Genomic DNA, 18202 nt, shown 5'->3' with positions numbered 1-18202 from the left:
ATGGCCGCTTTTCTAATGAAATGCGGCCTTTTTTTTTACGGGAAATAGCTAAAACTGGGGTGTCGGGAAGCGCTGGTCGATGTTAACGGTGCAGCGAAAAGTATCGGTGTTTTAGTCATCCGGTATTGTGGCTCGGCGCCCGGTAATATGTCTGAGATTTTATGGTTTATTACAAGCCATTTGCCTACTTTTTATTCGGCGATGCGGCGAATATTAAATTTAAGGATGTGAATGGAGTGTCGACGACGTGGGCCCGTTTTGGGTGGTCCGGTTGGTCGATAGCTAAAATGGTTAGTGCTCCGTGGATGCTGGCCGGGAGTGGCCCGGCGGCCAGTTACTTTTTTTTGCTTGGCTAGGCGCCCCCCGCAAATAAAGTAACCAAAAAAAAGGCGACCGCAACGACGCTGCCCTTCGGGTCCCCAAGCGTTTTAGCCATCAGTCGGGTCGAAATACCAACTCGCTGGCGCTCAAACATGTATTCCGACAATTCCCGCCTGATGACTAAAACACTTGGCAGCGCCAATGACGGGGTACGTCAAGGGCCACTTCAACAGCAACCGCAACAGCAACAGCAACAGCAACAGCAACAGCAACAGCAACAGCAACGTCAAGGACCGCAACCAAGATAATCAACCATCCAATTAACAAGGCTGCGGCGGTTGCGGTTGCTGTTGACCTGCCCCGTCATAGGTGATGCCGGTTATTTCGGCTGTCAGTCGGGAATTGTCGGAATACATGTTTGAGCGCCAGCGAGTTGGTATTTCGACCCGGCTGATAGTCGAAATAATCGGGGACCCGACCAAAGGGAGGGCAGCACCTCTGCGGTCGCCTTCTTTTTGGTTACTTTTTCTTGGCGAAGCAAGAAAGAAGTAACTGGCCGCCGGGCCACTCCCGGCCAGCATCCACGGAGCACTAACCATTTTAGCTATCGAATAACCGAACCAACCAAACCAACCAAATGGGTCAACGTCGGCGGCGCTCCATTCCCGTCTGATGACTAAAACAATGAGAGAAAGGTACTAAACTATTCGCGCTCTCAATCGCCAAGACAATCAACCCTCCAATTAACAAGGCTGCGGCGGTTGCGGTTGTCGTTGACGTACCCCGTCATAGGTGATGCCGGTTATTTCGGCTGTCAGTCGGGAATTGTCGGAATACATGTTTGAGCCGAAGGCGAGTTGGTATTTCGACCCGACTGATAGTCGAAATAATCGGGGACCCGACCAAAGGGAGGGCAGCGCGTCTGCGGTCGCCTTTTCTTTGGTTACTCTTCTTTTGGTGGGGGGCGCCTAGCCAAGCAAAAGAAAGTGACCGGGTGTCGGGCCGCCCCTGACCAGCATCCACGGAGCACTACCCATTTTAGCTACCGATCAACCGAACCAAGAAAAACTGGCTGTCGGGCCGCCCCGACCACTCCCCACGGAGCACTAACCGTCTCAACAATCAACCAACCAAACCACATCCGCAATACCTAATAGAATTCCATTTCATTCCTCAATATCAACACGCCCTAGCATCAAGCAAATATGCTTAAGGCGGGTACTCCGACTACAGCTCGATACGCGTTCCTAATAACGTCAAAAATTGCGCCAACCATGCCGGATGCGCAGGCCACGCCGGTGCGGTGACCAGATTGCCGTCGGTGACCGCTTCCGTCACTTCGATTTCTGCAAATTTTCCACCGGCCAGTTCCACTTCCGGTGCGCAAGCCGGATACGCGGAGCAGGTTTTTCCCTTGAGCACGCCCGCCACCGCCAGCAACTGCGGGCCATGGCATACTGCCGCAATCGGTTTGTTGGCGGCATTAAATTGTTGCACGATCTCGATCACACGTTTGTTCAAACGCAGGTATTCCGGTGCGCGACCGCCGGGAATAAGCAGCGCGTCATAGTGCTCAACCTCGACATCGGCAAACGTGGCATTTAAAGAAAAACGATGACCCGGTTTTTCGCTATAGGTCTGATCACCCTCGAAGTCGTGAATAGCAGTGCGAATACTGCCGCCAGCGGATTTGTCCGGGCACACTACATCCACCTGATGGCCGACCATTTGCAAGGCCTGAAACGGGACCATTAGTTCGTAATCTTCGACATAATCACCAGCAATGAACAGGATTTTTTTTGCGCTCATGATATCTCTTTCATTAAAAAGTGCGAAGGAATATTAGTGGCAAACACCAACACTAATGCGTGAGGAAAAGGTTATGGCGATATGGTGACAAACCCATGACAAACCCATGACAAACCCATGCTACCTTTGATGCAGCACAACGCCGCAACGGCGATTGGTGTAACCTCATCAAAGCATGGCATGGAAATCACCTCGATACATTGTGCGCTTTCCGCGCCAGCCTGTGCCAGCATATAAATAATATTGGGCAGCTTATCAATACCTGTAGTCCGTCTCTTCGCAGCGTCTTGCATGTTGATCGTGTACCGGATTCATCGCGCCGATCCTTGCGCGGTGCCATGACCGGTAACGCGCGCCGCCATGGCGCGTCGCACCACTTTGCCGGACAGACGCCAATATAGCAAGGCGACCGCTGTCGACAGTAACGCAAAGCCCATCATCCCCGTAAATAAGTAAAGTAACTTATAAAGCTCTATGCCGATCCCGTACATTAGCATGCTCACGATGCCCATGGCTGCAGCGACAGTGCCTTTTGATATATCGCTTTCGGTTAGCGTAAAGCGCACCATTACCGCCACTGACAATCCCTCGCCGAACGAAATCAGACTGATACCCAAGACCAAAAAGTAAGGCGTCTTGAATAGGGCAGCACCCAGCAACATGACGGCAATGCCGCACCCAATGGGATACAGCGCATACCCGACCGACGTTCCAAGGCGCCACCGATCTGCTTGCATGGCGAGAACCAGATTGCCAGCGATCAGACTCCCAAAAACAGGGATTTGCCATAACCCATATTCGATGACGCTCAAGTGTCCATCTGCCACCAAAATCAGCGGCGACATCGCGATCCAGCCGATTAACGGCACAGCCAGCAGGGGAATACACAGGGCACCCATCAAAAAGTAACGATTGCGAAACACGGCGCAGTAGTCATGCCAGATGTGACTTAGCGGTAATTTCTCTTTACGCGGCTGGACGGTCTCGGGCATGTGCAAGGCCAGTCCGATCAATGCGATGGTCGACACCGCCGCGATGAATACAAATACCATTCTCCAGGGCCACAATCCAATCATGAATGCCCCTGCCACCGGTCCGATCAGCGGGGCGATCAACGCGACATTGGCCATCATTGCGGTAACTTTGACCGCCGCCTTTTCCTCAAATGCTTCTTGCACCACAGCGTAGCCTACCGATGAAATAAAACACAGTCCGATTCCCTGTATGACCCGCAAAATGATGAAGCTTTCGATACTATTGGAGAATAAAGTTGCGAGGCATGCGATGATAAAAAACACAGTGCCGCCCAGCATCACCGGGCGCCGTCCGATCCGGTCGGACAAGGGGCCAAACAGCCACTGGAATAATGCGCCACCCAATAAAAAGGCGGTCATGGCAGAAGCCATCCAGGCCTCGCTCGCATTGAATTCTCTGGTGACCGTTAGCATGCCCGGCTGAATCATGTCATTGGCGATGTAGACCGAAAATTCAAATAGCACCAGTGCCAGCGGGAACATTAACGTCGCCCGGTTAAGGGAGGATATTTTTTTCATTAATTTGTGAGGGTGACAAGCTATAAATCATTATTTTTTACCGAAGAGAGGAAAAGTGCCGGATTTTCGGCTTCGGGACCCACTATTTCTCAGGCGGAATAGCTGCTACTTTTAGATTGGGAAAATTAGTGCCTAAACGATAAAATCAAGAACCAAAATATGTATCCGACAGAGTAAGAATATAAGGCGGGATATAACGTTGTAGTTAGTCGCAGTTTCAATCGCCTTTTGATACGTTTTCACCTCACCTATCCAACACTCTGTCTGTCCCATCCGGTTCAAACATTCGCGCTTGCCAAAACGGTCGGCGTCCAAAGTGATGCAATTTCACAACATTGGTTAACGCCGCCTCCAAAGGCGGGGATCGAGAGGAAAAAAATATTGATTGCAATCGGATTCGACTGACAACATTGTATTTAGTTCTGGCAACATTGCGCCTAAGAATTGACCCCTGAAGAAGGTGATGTAAAAATCATCGCTATAGGCACTCAAAATAATAATATCCCCCAATTTCTGGCTGGCCCACGCCTGTTATGCCCCACTTAGCCGCGGCGCGATCAAGTCATTAGCTTTCTGAACGAAATTATGAATCACATTTTATTGCATGTAGGAAATCACAGGGTGACCTTTATTTTTCCAATTAATGTATTTAGTGAGCGGTTTACTATCCTCTGTAAAAACTTCATGAAGCCGGTCAATGTCCTCCACGAAATTTTATGTTCTTTGGCGCAGTCCTTAAACTATTGCTCGTCACATATTTTTATTTAATTGTATTGCCATGACCGCGCTCCTGACTTTATTATCCTAAGATAAGAAGTGCGACGATGCCCCTGCATCGTTACTTCGCAAAAAAATAAGCGGAGCAATTTGTCACCTTGCGTCGGAAAATATTCCGTCAAAATCAACTCCTCGGTTTCATCCAAAAAACAACGATTTTCGCGTCTGGCATCATGTGCAGATCGACGATTTGCACACTCATTGAGGTGAGTTCATCCACATCCAATACGAGGTTTTAATGCTTTCTAAGCGCAGAGCTTATCTTCCGGTCGCCGCCGTTCCGCTTGTGGTATCCATCCTCGTCTCGGGTTGCGGGGGAGGTGGCGGTGGAAGTCAAACCCCCTCAACCGTTACACCGATTGGTGGCACCTTAGCCCCTCAAAGGGTATATCACCCCGTTCCTTACAATACGAGCGATCCCAGCAATGTGGGACCGGCACGGGCGCAAGGCATTACAGGAGCCGGCGTGACGGTGGGTGTGGTGGATACGGACTTTAATGTCTCCGATCCTGAGCTTGGCGGTCGCATAACCAAGTCGGTATATACCGCTCCTGGCACCAACAGCAGCGGCGGTTTTATCGGTGCCAGCGGCAATGGTGATCAACACGGTACAGCGGTAGCTGAAGCGTTGGCAGGCACCAATGTCGGCATTGCCCCTGGCGTACAAATTCAAGGTGTTGCTGCCGGTACCAGAACGGGGGAACTCGCATTGAATCCTGATATTTACACCTATCTTTTTAACAAAGGTGTGAGGATATTCAATCAGTCTAATGGCGTCGGTTCTATCTCCGTCCCGGCCGATAGCGCCACCTACTACAATCTCTACCAACCGGTCGTTGCAAAAAATGGGTTAGTGGTTTGGGCAACAGGTAATGGTTCAAACGCACAACCGACATTGACGGCGGGTTTGCCCTCGCTGTATCCGGATTTGCAAAAGGGCTGGCTAGCGGTCACAGCGGTAAATACGGTTGGCGGCACTCAAGCTTATTCAAGTGCCGATACCGTGCCCGGCACGAGTGCCAGTTACGCGAATAAGTGCGGTGTTGCGGCCAATTGGTGTTTAGCTGCGCCGGGTGATTTTGTCTCTTTGAGTGCGGGAGGGCGGGTGTATGGCACTTCGTTTTCCACGCCAATGGTGACCGGCGCGATAGCCATGGTGCAGCAAGCCTATCCATGGATGAATGCTGATCTGTTGCGTCAGACTATCCTATCTACGGCGACTGACATGAATGATACGGCTACGTACGGATGGGGGTTGCTCAACGCCAGCAAGGCCGCTAACGGACCTGCATTATTCACCCAAAGCCTAGCCCTTGGCCCAAATGTAATCGTCAATTTCGATACAGTCTCCTCAACCTTTAGCAACGCGATAGGTGGCGATGCGGGCTTGGTCAAAGACGGCACGGGTGCGCTGACCTTATCTGGTGTCAACACATACACCGGCACTAATAAGATAGCGAACGGAACCCTGAACATCACAGGATCGATCACTTCGCCGGTGCAGATTGATGTGGGCGGCAACCTGGCGGGAAGCGGGGGATTGATCGCCAATAATGTGACCAGCAACGGACGGTTGAGTAACATCGGCAGCGGCCTCACCATCTCCGGTAGTTACACTGCATTTGCCAATGCGGTATTTGCTAACGACATTAATGCAATTATGACCGTGGGCGGTACCGTGAACTTAGGGGGATCGCATTTAGTCGCAACGGTACCGGCAGGTAATCCGGATGCGGCGGTTTACGTCACCGCGCATGCTAAAGGCGTGCCTCAAAAGATCATCACTGCGGGCATAGCTGTAGTAAATACTTTTAGTGACGTTGGATTTCAAACTGTTGGCGGGGCTTTCCCGCCACTGATTAATGCTCAGGTCACATATTTACCTAAAGAGGTGGATCTTACTTTGAGCCGGGGTTCTATGACGGCAGCGGTACAATCGGCTTCCGCCCGCCAAAGCACCCTCAACAGCGCCGCCAATGTAGAACAGGCGATGACAGCAATGGATGCGATGGTGACCAAGGGGCAAACTGGCGGCACCGGCGCGGCGATGATGGCTAGTGCCGCTGCGGTGCAGTGGATACCTACCGCTGCGGCATTAGCGGTATCGCTGGATAGTTTGTCGGGCCAAATTCATGCGTCCGCTCAAGCGTTGACTTTTCAGCAATCGCAAGCTGTCAATCGGAATCTTTCAAATCGTCTATCGCAATTGGGCAGTCAGGATAAGCGGATAACGGCGGGTTTATGGGCCAACGTTACAGGCGCGTCGGGCAAGCTCACTGATCCCGATTTTGCAGGTGCCACAACCTCCATGGCAGGCGGTCAGTTTGGCGTGGATACGCCCCTTAATGATCAGGCCATTGTTGGTGCTGCATTATCGTACGCGGATAGCCAGGCGAGTTTCGATCATTCCGGCGGCAACGCTAAAAGTAACAGTGTGGGAGTTTCCCTATATGGACGCTACGCACTAAGTGATCGGGGCGCACATTCTGACGACGATGCTGGCGGTAGTTATGTATCCGCGCGAACCGGCTTTGCGCTGATAACAAGCAAAGTTACGCGTACCGCTTATGCCGGAACGGAGGTCGAGAATCTAAACGCAAATCATGACGATACGATGATTTCAGCCTATGTCGAGTCAGGTTTTGCAGTAGCGGTGTCGCATGCAGTAACGCTCTTACCATTTGCAGGGGTTTCTTATGATCGTTTAAAGCGTGGCGGCTTTATTGAGTCCGGAGGAAGTTTTGGATTAATGGCGAACAGTCAGGCTTATCATCAAATCGCGTCCGCATTAGGCGTACGCGCTCAGGCTAATCTCGATTGGTTTGGCGGTAGAAGTAGCCTGCAGGCTTATGCGGCATGGCAGCATGCATTTTCTAACGGAAATCTGGATTTTACCGCCGCCTTTACCGGCGCGCCGGGCAGTACTTTCTCGGTACAGGGAATCGGCCTGTCGCGTAATTCGGGATGGAGCGGTGCTGGTATTTCAACGGCGATCAATCGCCAGTGGAGTACGTTTGCCAACTTTGATGGCCAGTTCGGGCGAGGGGGGTTACGTAATAATGTAGTTTCTGTTGGATTTAATTTGATTTTTAATTAGCGCGCGCTGATATTTGAAGTATGAATTAAATTTCTTATCAGGTATTGCTGAATTGGTTTGACTGTTTGGTTACTGACCCGGTTAGTGCTCCGTGGATGCTGGTCGGAAGTGGCCCGAAAGCCAGTTACTTTTTTGCTTGAGCAGCGCAACCGTGAATTAGACAGTTGCTGCTGCGTTGATCACAGTTATTGCGCGCGCCTTTTTTGGTGGGCCGCTACCGTGTCTGTCATCAAACCGCCCATGTCGCGCATTAGTTGGGCTTCGACCGTCAGGTGTCGGATAATTTCTCCTATCGCGGAAACGGTGCTGCCGTTCACCGTTGATTCTGCATTGCACGCCGCAATAGACAGGACCTCGCCAATCGCTTCCAGTCCGCGGGATATAACCTCCTGCGCGTTGTCTGCGTGCCTGGCGATGGCTTCTGCTTCCAGTGCCTGATCATCGGTGATTAGCGCAAAGGATGAAACATCGTTAGCAATAGCTTTGAGTAGAAAGCCCATCTCATACGGTGCGCGTTCTACGCTGCGAAAATGGGGATTAGCTTTTGGTATAACTGGCCCATGCTGTAGAGGCGTGGGTTTGGTCAAGCTGCACCGCCGCTTGGTCATGCTGCACCGCCGATTAATATAAACAGGTCGATGGAAACATCCGTTGCAAGTTCATGGCAAACAACCCGGACATTCTTCTGACGATCGACAGTACGCGCATCAACCATGGACACCACTGCTGTCACGGCATTGGATGGAATCGGGAGATGTTGGATTATTTGTAAACGGGGCGGGGAAAGCGAAACGTTAGGCATTGTGTTTTCTCTGTGTGCGGTTAAACCGCTCCCCGCGACTAAACGGGGTGGGCGGCAAATAGCAGGGTTAGTCGACTGGCACACACAGAATCCAGCAAGCCCGAAGGCTTCCCCGCCACCGCCGCCCATTGAGGGCGCACGAAGGCAGACGCACAAAAAACGGCATTACGCCGTTTGTGCGCTCTGGTGTTGTCAGGCGACTAAACCTGTTCCCCTTTTTCTCAGGGACAAACAAACGATAGCGGAGATTGTGAGGAAGCGCAAACTTTGTTTAAATGCTAATGCAGTAAAGAGCGGGCATACGAATAGCCAAAAATCCATTTCCTCCCGCGAGTTACACTTCGGTGACATTGCGTTGGGAGGGCGGCCACACAAAAAGCGTTACAAGCCGTAGGTTGTAACGCCTTGATTTCATACGAGTTTATTACGGAGGGCTGAGAAGGTTCGGGCCGAAGGCGATAGGCATCACATTGGACCTGCAGACCAGTATATGTTTTATGTATATCTGCTATGCAATTAAAAAAGCGGACAGTTATGCTGCGCTGCGTTATAGTTCATTTGTCTCCTACAACACCTCCTAAAGGTTTGGATTTATCCCGCTACTTGTAAAAGTAAGCGGGTTTTTTTTTGACGGTACCGGCATGTCGCTCAACAGCGCGTAGCCTCGATAGCGTAGCAGGCACAACGAACCGGCGAAGCCGATGCGGTTGGCGTCGCAGCGACGCTGCGGATCAGGGACAAATCGAACTCCGTGAGTATGATTGCAACCGCAAGCACGTGCCGATCGTCCACGTCTGGTAGCTGGAGCCCCTCAATAAGGCTTTCATAGCCAGTCACGAGGGCGTCAGGCACAGCTTTGTCCATTAATGCAGACGTCCGATCCAATTGTGCTTGTGTGAGATCGGAGCGATTTGCGAGAAGATTGCGCTTCCATTCGTCATGGACAAGAGCTGACCAGCGCGCTCGGTACGCGCCAGTCAGCGCAAGGTGCATCAAAAAATCACGAAGCGGCGCGGGATATAGCACATTTGCGTCATAGAAAGCTGTGAACGAGGAATGCCTCATTCATACCCCATTCCAAACTCCTGGGCTTGCGCAGCCAGCGCATCCATGGCGGAATAACTCGCTTGCTCACGCTGTTTTTTGTAAGCAATCAAATCAGCAAACTTGATTCTACGATGCTTGCCTGTTTTGGTGAAAGGTAATGCACCTTCATCTAACAGCTTCACCAGATGAGGCCGTGAAACGTTGAGCAGGTCAGCACCTTCCTGGCTGGTCAATTCAGCGTGAATGGGAACCACTTTAACGGTATTGCCCAAAGCAAGTTCGCTGAGAATTTCGCCAAGTAGACGCAGGGCAAACGTAGGCATTTCTATGACTTCTCGCTGTTCGGACTCGTTAACTAGTTCTACGCGCTGGGTCTCACACTTTGTCGAAAGAAATGCTGCCAGTTGGCGACTTGATTCTACAGCGGCGATAATTCCCTTTTCATCTGGAAGCACTGTGCGATCAAGGGTGGCGGTGGTCATGGCTATCTCCAGGTACTGTGTTTGAAGTGGGATCGTGCCACTGCTGGGACAATTTTAATCGAAATAAACGAAACGAACTGTGAGCGCGCTTTACCGCAATCCTGAAAAGTTTCTATATAGTAATTTTTCTCGATTTGCTATTCTACAACCACCTTAAAACGTTTAGTTGCGCTTGAACTGAACTGGGGGAGTTCAAGGCTGCTGATAAAGGCCAGATGGCGCTCTACTGCGGTGGCTTGCCAATTATGAACAAGAACCCAACGAAGCGCCTGGGCTAGCGCTGGGGTCACAACGTTGATTGGTATATGTTTTATGTATATCTGCTATGCAATTAAAAAAGCAGACAGTCATGCTGCGCTGCGATATAGTTCATTTGTCTCCTCCAACACCTCCTAAAGGTTTGGATTTACCCCGCGGCTACCAAGCCCGCGGGGTTTTTTTTGTTTGTGGGACTCACCTAACGATACACTGGCAGCGTTGTGCGTTCCCTACCTTACCAGTCAGTTTTGCAACCCCCGTGGAATCGCGCTCAGTAGCGACCGCGTGTAGGCGTGGGTTGGGTTGCGGTATAACTCGTCCGAGTTTGCCAGCTCGACTACCGATCCCTGATGCATCACCATGACCTGATCGGCGATGTATTTGACGACTGCCAAATCGTGCGAAATGAAGATATAACTCATGCCGAATTCTTCTTGCAGATCTTGTAATAGATTCAACACCTGAGCCTGCACCGAGACGTCCAGTGCAGACACCGATTCGTCGCACACCAATATTTCCGGCTTCAGCGTGAGGCAACGCGCGATGGCGATACGCTGGCGCTGACCGCCGGAAAACTCATGCGGATAGCGGTGAAAAGTGGCGGCGGGCATACCCACTTTTTTTAGTAATTGCAGGGCCACCGCTGCGCGCTCATTATCGTCGTGGCCAATGCGATGGATGCGCATCGGTTCCAGTAAAATCTGGCCGACCGTAAAGCGCGGATTGAGCGATGCGTAGGGGTTCTGAAAAATGATCTGAATACGCCGCTTGTAAGACATAAAATCTTTGTTTGACATGGCTAAAATATCCTTTCCCTGAAACAGCGCCTGTCCACTGGTAGCCTGATGCAGGCGTAGCAAGGTGAGACCCACGGTAGTTTTGCCGGACCCCGATTCTCCTACTACGCCCAGGGTTTTACCGCGGGTCAGCGTAAACGAAACGTCATCCACAGCTTTGAATTCTTTACGTCCAAACAGACCGTCGCGTGAGTAAAAACTTTTGCTTAAATTACGGACATCGAGCAGAATTTCTTTGGTACCCGTGAGGCCGCGGCTGCGTTGCCGGTCGCTCGGCTCAGGCCGCGCTGCGTCGGAATCGTCATCCAAATAATCACTGATCACGGGCAAGCGCCACGGGCGACTATCCAATGATGGTCGGCATCGTAACAGCGCCTTGGTATAAGCATCTTGCGGTGCTTCGAAAATTTGTCGGGTAGCGCCTTGTTCGCGCACTTCGCCATTGCGCATCACCACTACGCGATCCGCAATTTCGCCCACCAGCGCCAGATCGTGGGTAATGAACAGGACTGACATTTTGTGACGGTTGCGCAGCGTTTCTATTAAATCGATAATCTGTTTTTGTATGGTCACATCTAGCGCGGTGGTGGGTTCATCCGCGATTAACAGTTTTGGCTCGCAAGCGATAGCCATCGCGATCATTACGCGCTGCTGTTGTCCGCCCGATAATTGATTAGGAAATGCATCAATCCGACTTTCCGGGTCCGGTATGCCGACCTCGGTTAATAATGCGATAGCGCGCTTGCGGGCGGCGTTGGCGTTCATGCCCATGTGCTGTTGCAATACTTCACCAATTTGAAAACCCACCGAAAACACCGGATTCAGGGACGTCATCGGCTCCTGAAAAATCATCGAGATATCTTTGCCGCACAACCGACGCCGTTCGCTGATCGAAAGCGTCAGCAAATCCCGGCCCTCAAACAAAATACTGCTGCCAGAGCTGATGATGGCGCTATCGCGCGACAGCAAGCCCATAACTGCCAGCGAACTGACCGATTTTCCACTACCCGATTCGCCCACCAATGCAACGGTGGTGTTACGTTCAATGTCAAAGGAAATACCTTTTACGGCATCAACGGATTGTTTTTTATCGGTACGAAAACTGATGCGCAGATCGCGTATTTGCAGCAAGGGTGCCGCTGAAACAAAATTGGCAAGCGGCACATCTGGCACAGCAGGGCTAGCTAATTTCATGGCGGTTCCTATTTCAACTTGGGATCAAGTGCGTCACGTAACGCATCGGTGAACAGCGAAAATGCGGTCACCAGTATTGCCATCGCGATACTGGCTGCGGCCAATTGCCACCATTTGCCAAGAATTAACTCGTTTTGAGCTTCATTGAGCATACTGCCCCAAGACACGACCCCGACCGGCACGCCGAAGCCAAGGAAGCTAAGGATGACCTCGGACTTAATAAATCCGACGACCAGAATCGATAATTGCACCAAAGCCACATGGCTCACGTTGGGGAAAATATGTGAAAACATCCTGCGCCAGTGTGACGCACCAATCGCATCCGCGGCCATCACATACTCGCGCGTCTTATGCTTGAGATACTCAGCGCGGATCAGCCGAAACGTGCCGGTCCAACCGGTTAACCCCAAAATCAGCACAATCGTGAGGACGCCTTTTTGCTGGAGCACGGCAGCCACCGCCAGAATCAACAGCAAATACGGTACAGAAGTAAATATGCTGTAAAACCAGTTGAAAACATCATCAATCCATCCGCCAAAATAACCGGATATGGCCCCAAAGACGGTACCCAACACCGTTGCCAGTAGCGCGGCAACCAGGCCGACCACGATGGAAGTTTCCGCTCCCTTAATCGTTTTTTTGATGATGTCGCGACCCCATTTATCGGCACCGAACGGGAGCGTCAGTTTGCGGGCAGCGGTCATTTTGGTTCCTTCCTGCGCAAGCCGCCCCCGGATCGCGACCAGTTCTGCTTGCAGCGGGTCAGCGATGCCGTAATCATTGGCAATCAACGGCGTAGAGAGCGCGACGGTTTTGCTGGCGCGTAAGGTCCGAATAATATCTGCCAGTGGATCAAGAGGATTCTCTGGTGGCGGCTCTGTCACTGCGCTGCCGCTCAGGCTGGCGGTGGCGTTTTGTGCGCCCATAAAAGTTGGCGGCGCGTAGTTCACCGCTACCTCTTTACCCCAGTCGCTGGTAATCAGTCCCGTGCCGGAAAGTATCAGGACTACGACATAAAATCCCATGACAATAAGGGAAATCATAGCGACCCAATCGGCGCGCAAGCGCCGCCATGCCAGGGCCCATAAGCCCGGTGACTGTTCCGAAGCACGCAATATCGCCGCTTCATGTAGCGTAGCAACGTGCGCGCCTGTGACGTTCACGACAGGATTTTTTCGCTTTTTGAAATCGATAGGAACGGACATGACGTGTGTGCTTTCTATTGCAGCTGAACGCGTGGATCAACCGCCTGATACATCAGATCGGTTAGCAGATTAAACACCATCGTGGCAGCGGCAACATACACCGTGATTGCCTTGATTACAGGGAAGTCGCTGCGCTCTACCGCCAGAATCACCTCGCGCCCAATACCCGGAATCGAAAAAAACCGTTCGATCAAGAATGCGCCAATGAGCAGGGCGGGCAAATTGGACATGACGTTGGTGATGATCGGAATTGCCGCGTTGCGCAAGACATGCACCCACATGATGCGCGTCTCGCTAAGACCTTTTGCACGCGCGGTGCGTACGTAATCCTGATTGATTTCATCCAGAACGAAGGTGCGATACAAGCGCAAACTTGGCGCGATGCTGACCGCCAGCCCGATCAGGATCGGCAGGGTCGAATAGCGCAACAGGTTCTCGCTAAAACTGTTGCCCCAACCCTGTACCGGGAACAGGCCCAGTTTGTAAGCGAACCAATATTGAAACAAAATGATGTACACCAGAATGCTGACCGACATGCCGACCGTGCAGGCGATCATTACCATGCGATCGGTGAACGAGCCGCGTATAAACGCTATCGCCAGCGCCAGTCCGATGGCGATCAGGGTTTCCAGAATCGTGAGGGGAACCAACACCGTCAATGAAGGGCCGAGGCGGGTCATGATAACGTGCGAAACCGGTTCTCCGGTGCTCCAGCTGGCACCGAAGTCAAATGTCATAATCTGTTTGATGAAGATCCATAGTTGCACGACATAAGACTGATCGATGCCGAGTTGGGTGCGAATATTGGCGATCTGTGCCGGGTTCGACATCTTGCCCGCCAGAATATAGGCTGGATCGCCTCCGACCCAATTAAATAAGAAGAATACCAGCATGATGACGCCTAGCATCGTTGGTACCATTTGCCACAAGCGGCGCAAGATATAAGCGGTCATGGAAGTCCTTATTGCAGGCGATTGCCAGAAATTTCAGCAAAGAATGCTTTGCTATCAGGGTCGCGGCCAAGGAAGGTGTGCACCATCTCCGTCGCAGATGTTTCACTACCGCGCGACAAAACCGTCTGACGATAAAAATGACCAACCTGCGAGTTCATGAGCTTGCCGTGATAGCGCGACAGCATATCCAGCGCTAGTACCTCAGACCACATATAGCCGTAATAACCGGCCGCATAACCGCCCATTAAGTGCCCAAACTGACCAGGAAACTCGGTTCCCGGAACGTACCCCAGCGGGGTCGTGCCTTCCATCTTCTGCCAAAGTGCTAACGGGTCGACGGTTGCCGCCTGAGCGTCGTGCAGGCGCATGTCATAACTAGCGTAAAGAAGTTGGCGTGCGTAGCGTATGCCGCGTCCGTAATTATGTGCCGCTGTCATCCGCTGAACCATCGCATCATCCACCACCGGACAGGGCGTTTTGCAAAAGCCGGACAGCAATATCAACGACTCTTTCCGGCGCGCCCATTCTTCGTACATTTGCGATGGCGCTTCCACAAAATCCAGTTCAACGCTCGTCCCCGCCTGACTAACGTATGTGGTGTGCGACAGCACGCCATGCAGCACGTGGCCGAACTCGTGCACCAAGGTCTCCAGCTCGTCGCCGTTCAGGCCGCGACGATCAAGGTTGGTCACCAGTACCGAAATCGGCGTGCGATGGGCCAGGGTGCTGGTCCCGCGCGTGCCCCACGCAGCAGCATGCCCGTACTTTCCTTCGCGCGGAAACAAGTCCAGATAGATGCCAGCGATGCGCGTGTGCGTTTTGCTATCAATGACATCGTAATACTGGACTTCGGGATCCCATACGGGCACCGTAACGCGCTTGAATTCGACGCCATACAATGTGCCGGACACCTGCAATATCCAGGGCACGGCAGCGTCAGTGGGAAAGTATTGACGTAACACCTCCTGATCAAGGTTATAGCGTGCCATTTTGAGTTTTTGCTGCCAGTAGTCCAAATCCCAGCGCGCCAGCGTGGTCTCTGTTAGGGTACTTTTTTGGATTTCTGCCTTGTAAGCGCGCAATTCTGCAAGCTCCTTGATTTCGAGGTCGGTGACTGCACCCTGAACCTGATCCAGAAAGGCATACACCGCTTCTGGCGATTTCGCCATGCGATGGCGTAGCACCACATTTGCGTAGCTGGGCAAGTCGAACAGGCCGGCCATTTCGTGCCGCAAATCGATGGCTTCCTTCAGCACGTTTACATTGGCTGGCGTGCCATGGTTCTGAAGCGCCATCTGATAACGGCGGCGGGCCTCGCTATTATCGGCAGATTCCATGAATGGCTTGTAATCAGGATAGTCAAAACCCAGATGATAATTACCGTCGATATCCGGTTTGATGCGGGCCAAATATGCGGCTGGCAAGCCCTGCATCTCGGCCGGTGTAAAGGTTACTTTTTGGGTGTTGTCGCGGATGTTGCGGGCATATCCCTGACCCAGCGTTTGCAGTTTGTCGAGAATATCTTTCAGGCGCGAGCGTTTATCTGGTGCTAATGAGACGCCTGCATCTTCAAAGCTATCGAGGATATCCTGACGAAGTTTTTTTTCTTTTGATGCTTGCGGACGTATCGCTTTAAAGCGCGCATATAACTTTTCGTTTTGCAGCAACTCTGTAGAGAATTTGTTCAGTTCGGTTAAACATGCCTCGGTGGCACTGCGGATCTGTTTGTCAGGTGATACATTGCTGAGGATATCGGCCGGTCCCTGTAAATTTTCGATGGCGATTTGCAAAGCGTTCCAGTCTGCCATGACGCTCTTGGTATCATTTGCGTGGGCCACCGGATGGCGTGCGATGGCGGAGACTTGCTGACGTAGCGTTACCAGCGTGCGGGTACAAAGAGGCGCGACTTGTTCCGCCTTCAGCAATGGAATCAATGGTCGCGTATTGTCAGACGGGAACGCTAGCGCAGGATGCATCGTCAGGAAAAATATTGCGATGGAAAGCGGCCGCAAAGTCAATGTAAAAATGGATGACAATTTCATGGGTTCTTTCGCAAAAAGGGCAGTTACGCAAACCTATTGTCGCTTCTCGATATCAAAATACATCCATTCGACCGGCAATATAGGATGCTTTTTGTAGCCGATCACGCGGGGTTGGGCCAGCATGTTGCGATAGCGGGCGTAACCGACCCGGATCGGCGCATACACTTCCAGAATCCGCGCCATCTTGTGATAGAGCAGGTCGCGCTCCGGGCCCGCTGGCATTTTTTGCGATGCGGCATATAGCTTGTCGTACTCTGGAATTTGATTGCAACCGTTATTGTTCTGGAAGATATTTGGACCGTAATACAACTGCATGAAATTGTCGCCATCCGGATAGTCCGCTATCCAAGGCGCGGTGCGGGTTTGCAGCTGGCACTGTTTTTCTGCCTTTAAGATATCCGGGAACGGCTTTCTATCGCCCACCATATGGATGTGAATCAGATCGTAGGTTTTTTTCCACATCTCTAACTGTTGTTGTCCGTTGGAGTCGGCGCGGGCGGTGTAACGAATCTGTAAATATTTGCCATCGGGCAGCGTGCGCCAGCCGTCCTTGCCTATTTTGTAGCCGAAGGTGTCGAGCAGCGCATTGGCAACTTCCGGCTCAAACTGAATACTGCTTTTGTAGGTCGGATCATAGCCGACGACGCCGGGCGGGATCGGATATTCCAGCGCTACTGCCTCATCGTTCCAGACCACCTTGATTTCTTCACGGACGTTATGGGCCATCGCGATTGCCCGGCGTAGTGCGATTTTTTCTTTGCGCATGCCACCTAAAATGGGGTCGCGCATATTCCAGTAAAAATAGCTAACTTCGGGATCGACGATGCGGGATAACTGTATCCCTTTTTTTACCAGTTCTGGTTTTAGTTTGCCGTTCACCAGTGCTTGCGGTGCGAGTGGGCCTTCTAGCTGGAACAGATCGATTTCATCATTCTGAAAGGCGAGCCAGCGCGATTGATCCTCGACCATCACGCTGATTTCGATCCGTCCGATTTGCGGCATGTGTTTGCCTTTCATTTGCGCGACTATGCGCTGGTCGCCCGGGTCGCGGCCCGCTTTAAAATCCCAGATATAGCCGCGATAATCAGGGTTCGCCGTCAAAACAATACGGGAGCCACGCACCCATTCGGTCAATATGTAAGGCCCGGTGCCCACCGGATTGGCCATTATCTGACCTTGCGGATCGTGATATTTTTCAACAACTTCGCGCGCTACTGCCCCGGTCGGTTGATGCGCCAGAATCATCCCGAGATCAAAATCCGGCTGATTCAGATGAATCCGTAATGTGTAGCGATCAATCAGCTCAAAGCCGGGGATGTCTGCATCGTAATCAAAATGTTTTGAGCGCCGGGCCTTGGCCGCCAGATCATCCAGTCCCACCACTTTACCTTCCAGCAACCAGGCTTGTGGAGAACTCAATGCGGGATCAAGCAGGCGCTTAAAGGAATACACATAGTCCGCCATGGTCAACTCGCGCTTCTTGCCTTTGAAGGCTGGATCGACGGCAAAATAAATGCCTTTTTTCAGGTGGATGGTATAGGTCTTGCCATCGACTGATACGTCTGGCAAAGCCTCTGCAGTCAGCGGCACCAGCTTGGCAGGTCTGGCCAGATAATCATAGGTAAACAGCGGTTCGAAAATAGATTGCGTGATGAAAGTTGAATATAAATCGCGCGTGATCGCTGGGTCAAATCCGGTTTCGGGCGCAACGATGACAGCGCGTAGTACCTTGTCAGGATCCGCCGGAGAGATCGGGGCGGCGCCCGCTGACTGCATAGGCAACCCAGACAGCAAAGCCGCACACAGGCAGACTAGACTGACGCTGAGTTGAGTAGAAGTCCGATGTAACCATGATGAACGCATTA

14 protein-coding genes and 1 pseudogene are annotated in these 18202 nt (G+C 51.9%); 2 read left to right on the top strand and 13 right to left on the bottom strand.

Going from position 1 to position 18202, the window contains the following annotated elements; genetic code table 11:
• Positions 1–473: 473 nt before the first annotated feature.
• A complete protein-coding gene (locus HAV38_RS21690) occupies positions 474–629 on the top strand; it encodes a hypothetical protein (protein ID WP_209216807.1) in 156 nt (51 codons plus the stop codon).
• A gap of 12 nt (positions 630–641) precedes the next feature.
• Here the strand turns inward: HAV38_RS21690 and HAV38_RS18565 are convergent, their stop codons facing one another.
• The 4 genes from HAV38_RS18565 to HAV38_RS18550 form a co-directional block, all read right to left on the bottom strand.
• A complete protein-coding gene (locus tag HAV38_RS18565) occupies positions 642–920 on the bottom strand; it encodes a hypothetical protein (RefSeq protein WP_168056863.1) in 279 nt (92 codons plus the stop codon).
• A gap of 628 nt (positions 921–1548) precedes the next feature.
• The gene (locus HAV38_RS18560) at positions 1549–2130 is read right to left on the bottom strand and encodes a DJ-1/PfpI family protein (protein WP_168056862.1); all 582 of its coding nucleotides are present in this window, start codon (positions 2128–2130) and stop codon (positions 1549–1551) included.
• A 71-nt stretch (positions 2131–2201) separates the two neighbouring features.
• On the bottom strand, positions 2202–2423 hold the full coding sequence (locus HAV38_RS18555) for a hypothetical protein (protein WP_168056861.1): 222 nt from the start codon (positions 2421–2423) through the stop codon (positions 2202–2204).
• An 18-nt stretch (positions 2424–2441) separates the two neighbouring features.
• Positions 2442–3683 carry an MFS transporter gene (locus HAV38_RS18550; RefSeq protein WP_168056860.1) on the bottom strand — a complete coding sequence of 414 codons (1242 nt, stop codon included), beginning with the start codon at positions 3681–3683 and terminating at the stop codon, positions 2442–2444.
• 1015 nt (positions 3684–4698) lie between these two features.
• On the opposite strand from HAV38_RS18550, the gene HAV38_RS18545 reads away from it, so the two are divergent.
• The gene (locus tag HAV38_RS18545) at positions 4699–7557 is read left to right on the top strand and encodes an autotransporter domain-containing protein (RefSeq protein WP_168056859.1); all 2859 of its coding nucleotides are present in this window, start codon (positions 4699–4701) and stop codon (positions 7555–7557) included.
• Positions 7558–7742: 185 nt separating this feature from the next.
• Here HAV38_RS18545 and HAV38_RS18540 read toward each other — a convergent pair whose 3' ends face one another.
• The 9 genes and pseudogenes from HAV38_RS18540 to HAV38_RS18500 form a co-directional block, all read right to left on the bottom strand.
• Positions 7743–8144, bottom strand: a complete 402-nt coding sequence (locus tag HAV38_RS18540) for a hypothetical protein (RefSeq protein ID WP_168056858.1) — start codon at positions 8142–8144, stop codon at positions 7743–7745.
• 17 nt (positions 8145–8161) lie between these two features.
• On the bottom strand, positions 8162–8359 hold the full coding sequence (locus HAV38_RS18535; protein ID WP_168056857.1) for a hypothetical protein: 198 nt from the start codon (positions 8357–8359) through the stop codon (positions 8162–8164).
• 759 nt (positions 8360–9118) lie between these two features.
• Positions 9119–9424 (bottom strand): annotated as a pseudogene (locus HAV38_RS18530) (PIN domain-containing protein); the annotation flags it as partial.
• Positions 9421–9888: a helix-turn-helix domain-containing protein gene (locus tag HAV38_RS18525; RefSeq protein WP_168056855.1), complete on the bottom strand. Its 468-nt coding sequence runs from the start codon at positions 9886–9888 to the stop codon at positions 9421–9423. The gene HAV38_RS18525 and the pseudogene HAV38_RS18530, both read right to left, overlap by 4 nt.
• A gap of 500 nt (positions 9889–10388) precedes the next feature.
• On the bottom strand, positions 10389–12137 hold the full coding sequence (locus HAV38_RS18520; RefSeq protein ID WP_168056854.1) for an ABC transporter ATP-binding protein: 1749 nt from the start codon (positions 12135–12137) through the stop codon (positions 10389–10391).
• A gap of 8 nt (positions 12138–12145) precedes the next feature.
• Positions 12146–13255, bottom strand: a complete 1110-nt coding sequence (locus HAV38_RS18515) for an ABC transporter permease (protein WP_375791688.1) — start codon at positions 13253–13255, stop codon at positions 12146–12148.
• A gap of 101 nt (positions 13256–13356) precedes the next feature.
• On the bottom strand, positions 13357–14295 hold the full coding sequence (locus HAV38_RS18510; protein WP_168056852.1) for an ABC transporter permease: 939 nt from the start codon (positions 14293–14295) through the stop codon (positions 13357–13359).
• Between the two features lie 8 nt (positions 14296–14303).
• On the bottom strand, positions 14304–16337 hold the full coding sequence (locus tag HAV38_RS18505; RefSeq protein WP_168056851.1) for a M3 family metallopeptidase: 2034 nt from the start codon (positions 16335–16337) through the stop codon (positions 14304–14306).
• A 33-nt stretch (positions 16338–16370) separates the two neighbouring features.
• Positions 16371–18113: an ABC transporter substrate-binding protein gene (locus tag HAV38_RS18500; protein ID WP_209216805.1), complete on the bottom strand. Its 1743-nt coding sequence runs from the start codon at positions 18111–18113 to the stop codon at positions 16371–16373.
• Positions 18114–18202: the final 89 nt, after the last annotated feature.

The sequence above is a fragment of the Glaciimonas immobilis genome (assembly GCF_011947285.1).
GTDB lineage: Bacteria > Pseudomonadota > Gammaproteobacteria > Burkholderiales > Burkholderiaceae_D > Glaciimonas > Glaciimonas immobilis.
This window is presented reverse-complemented; position numbering and strand designations above follow the sequence as displayed.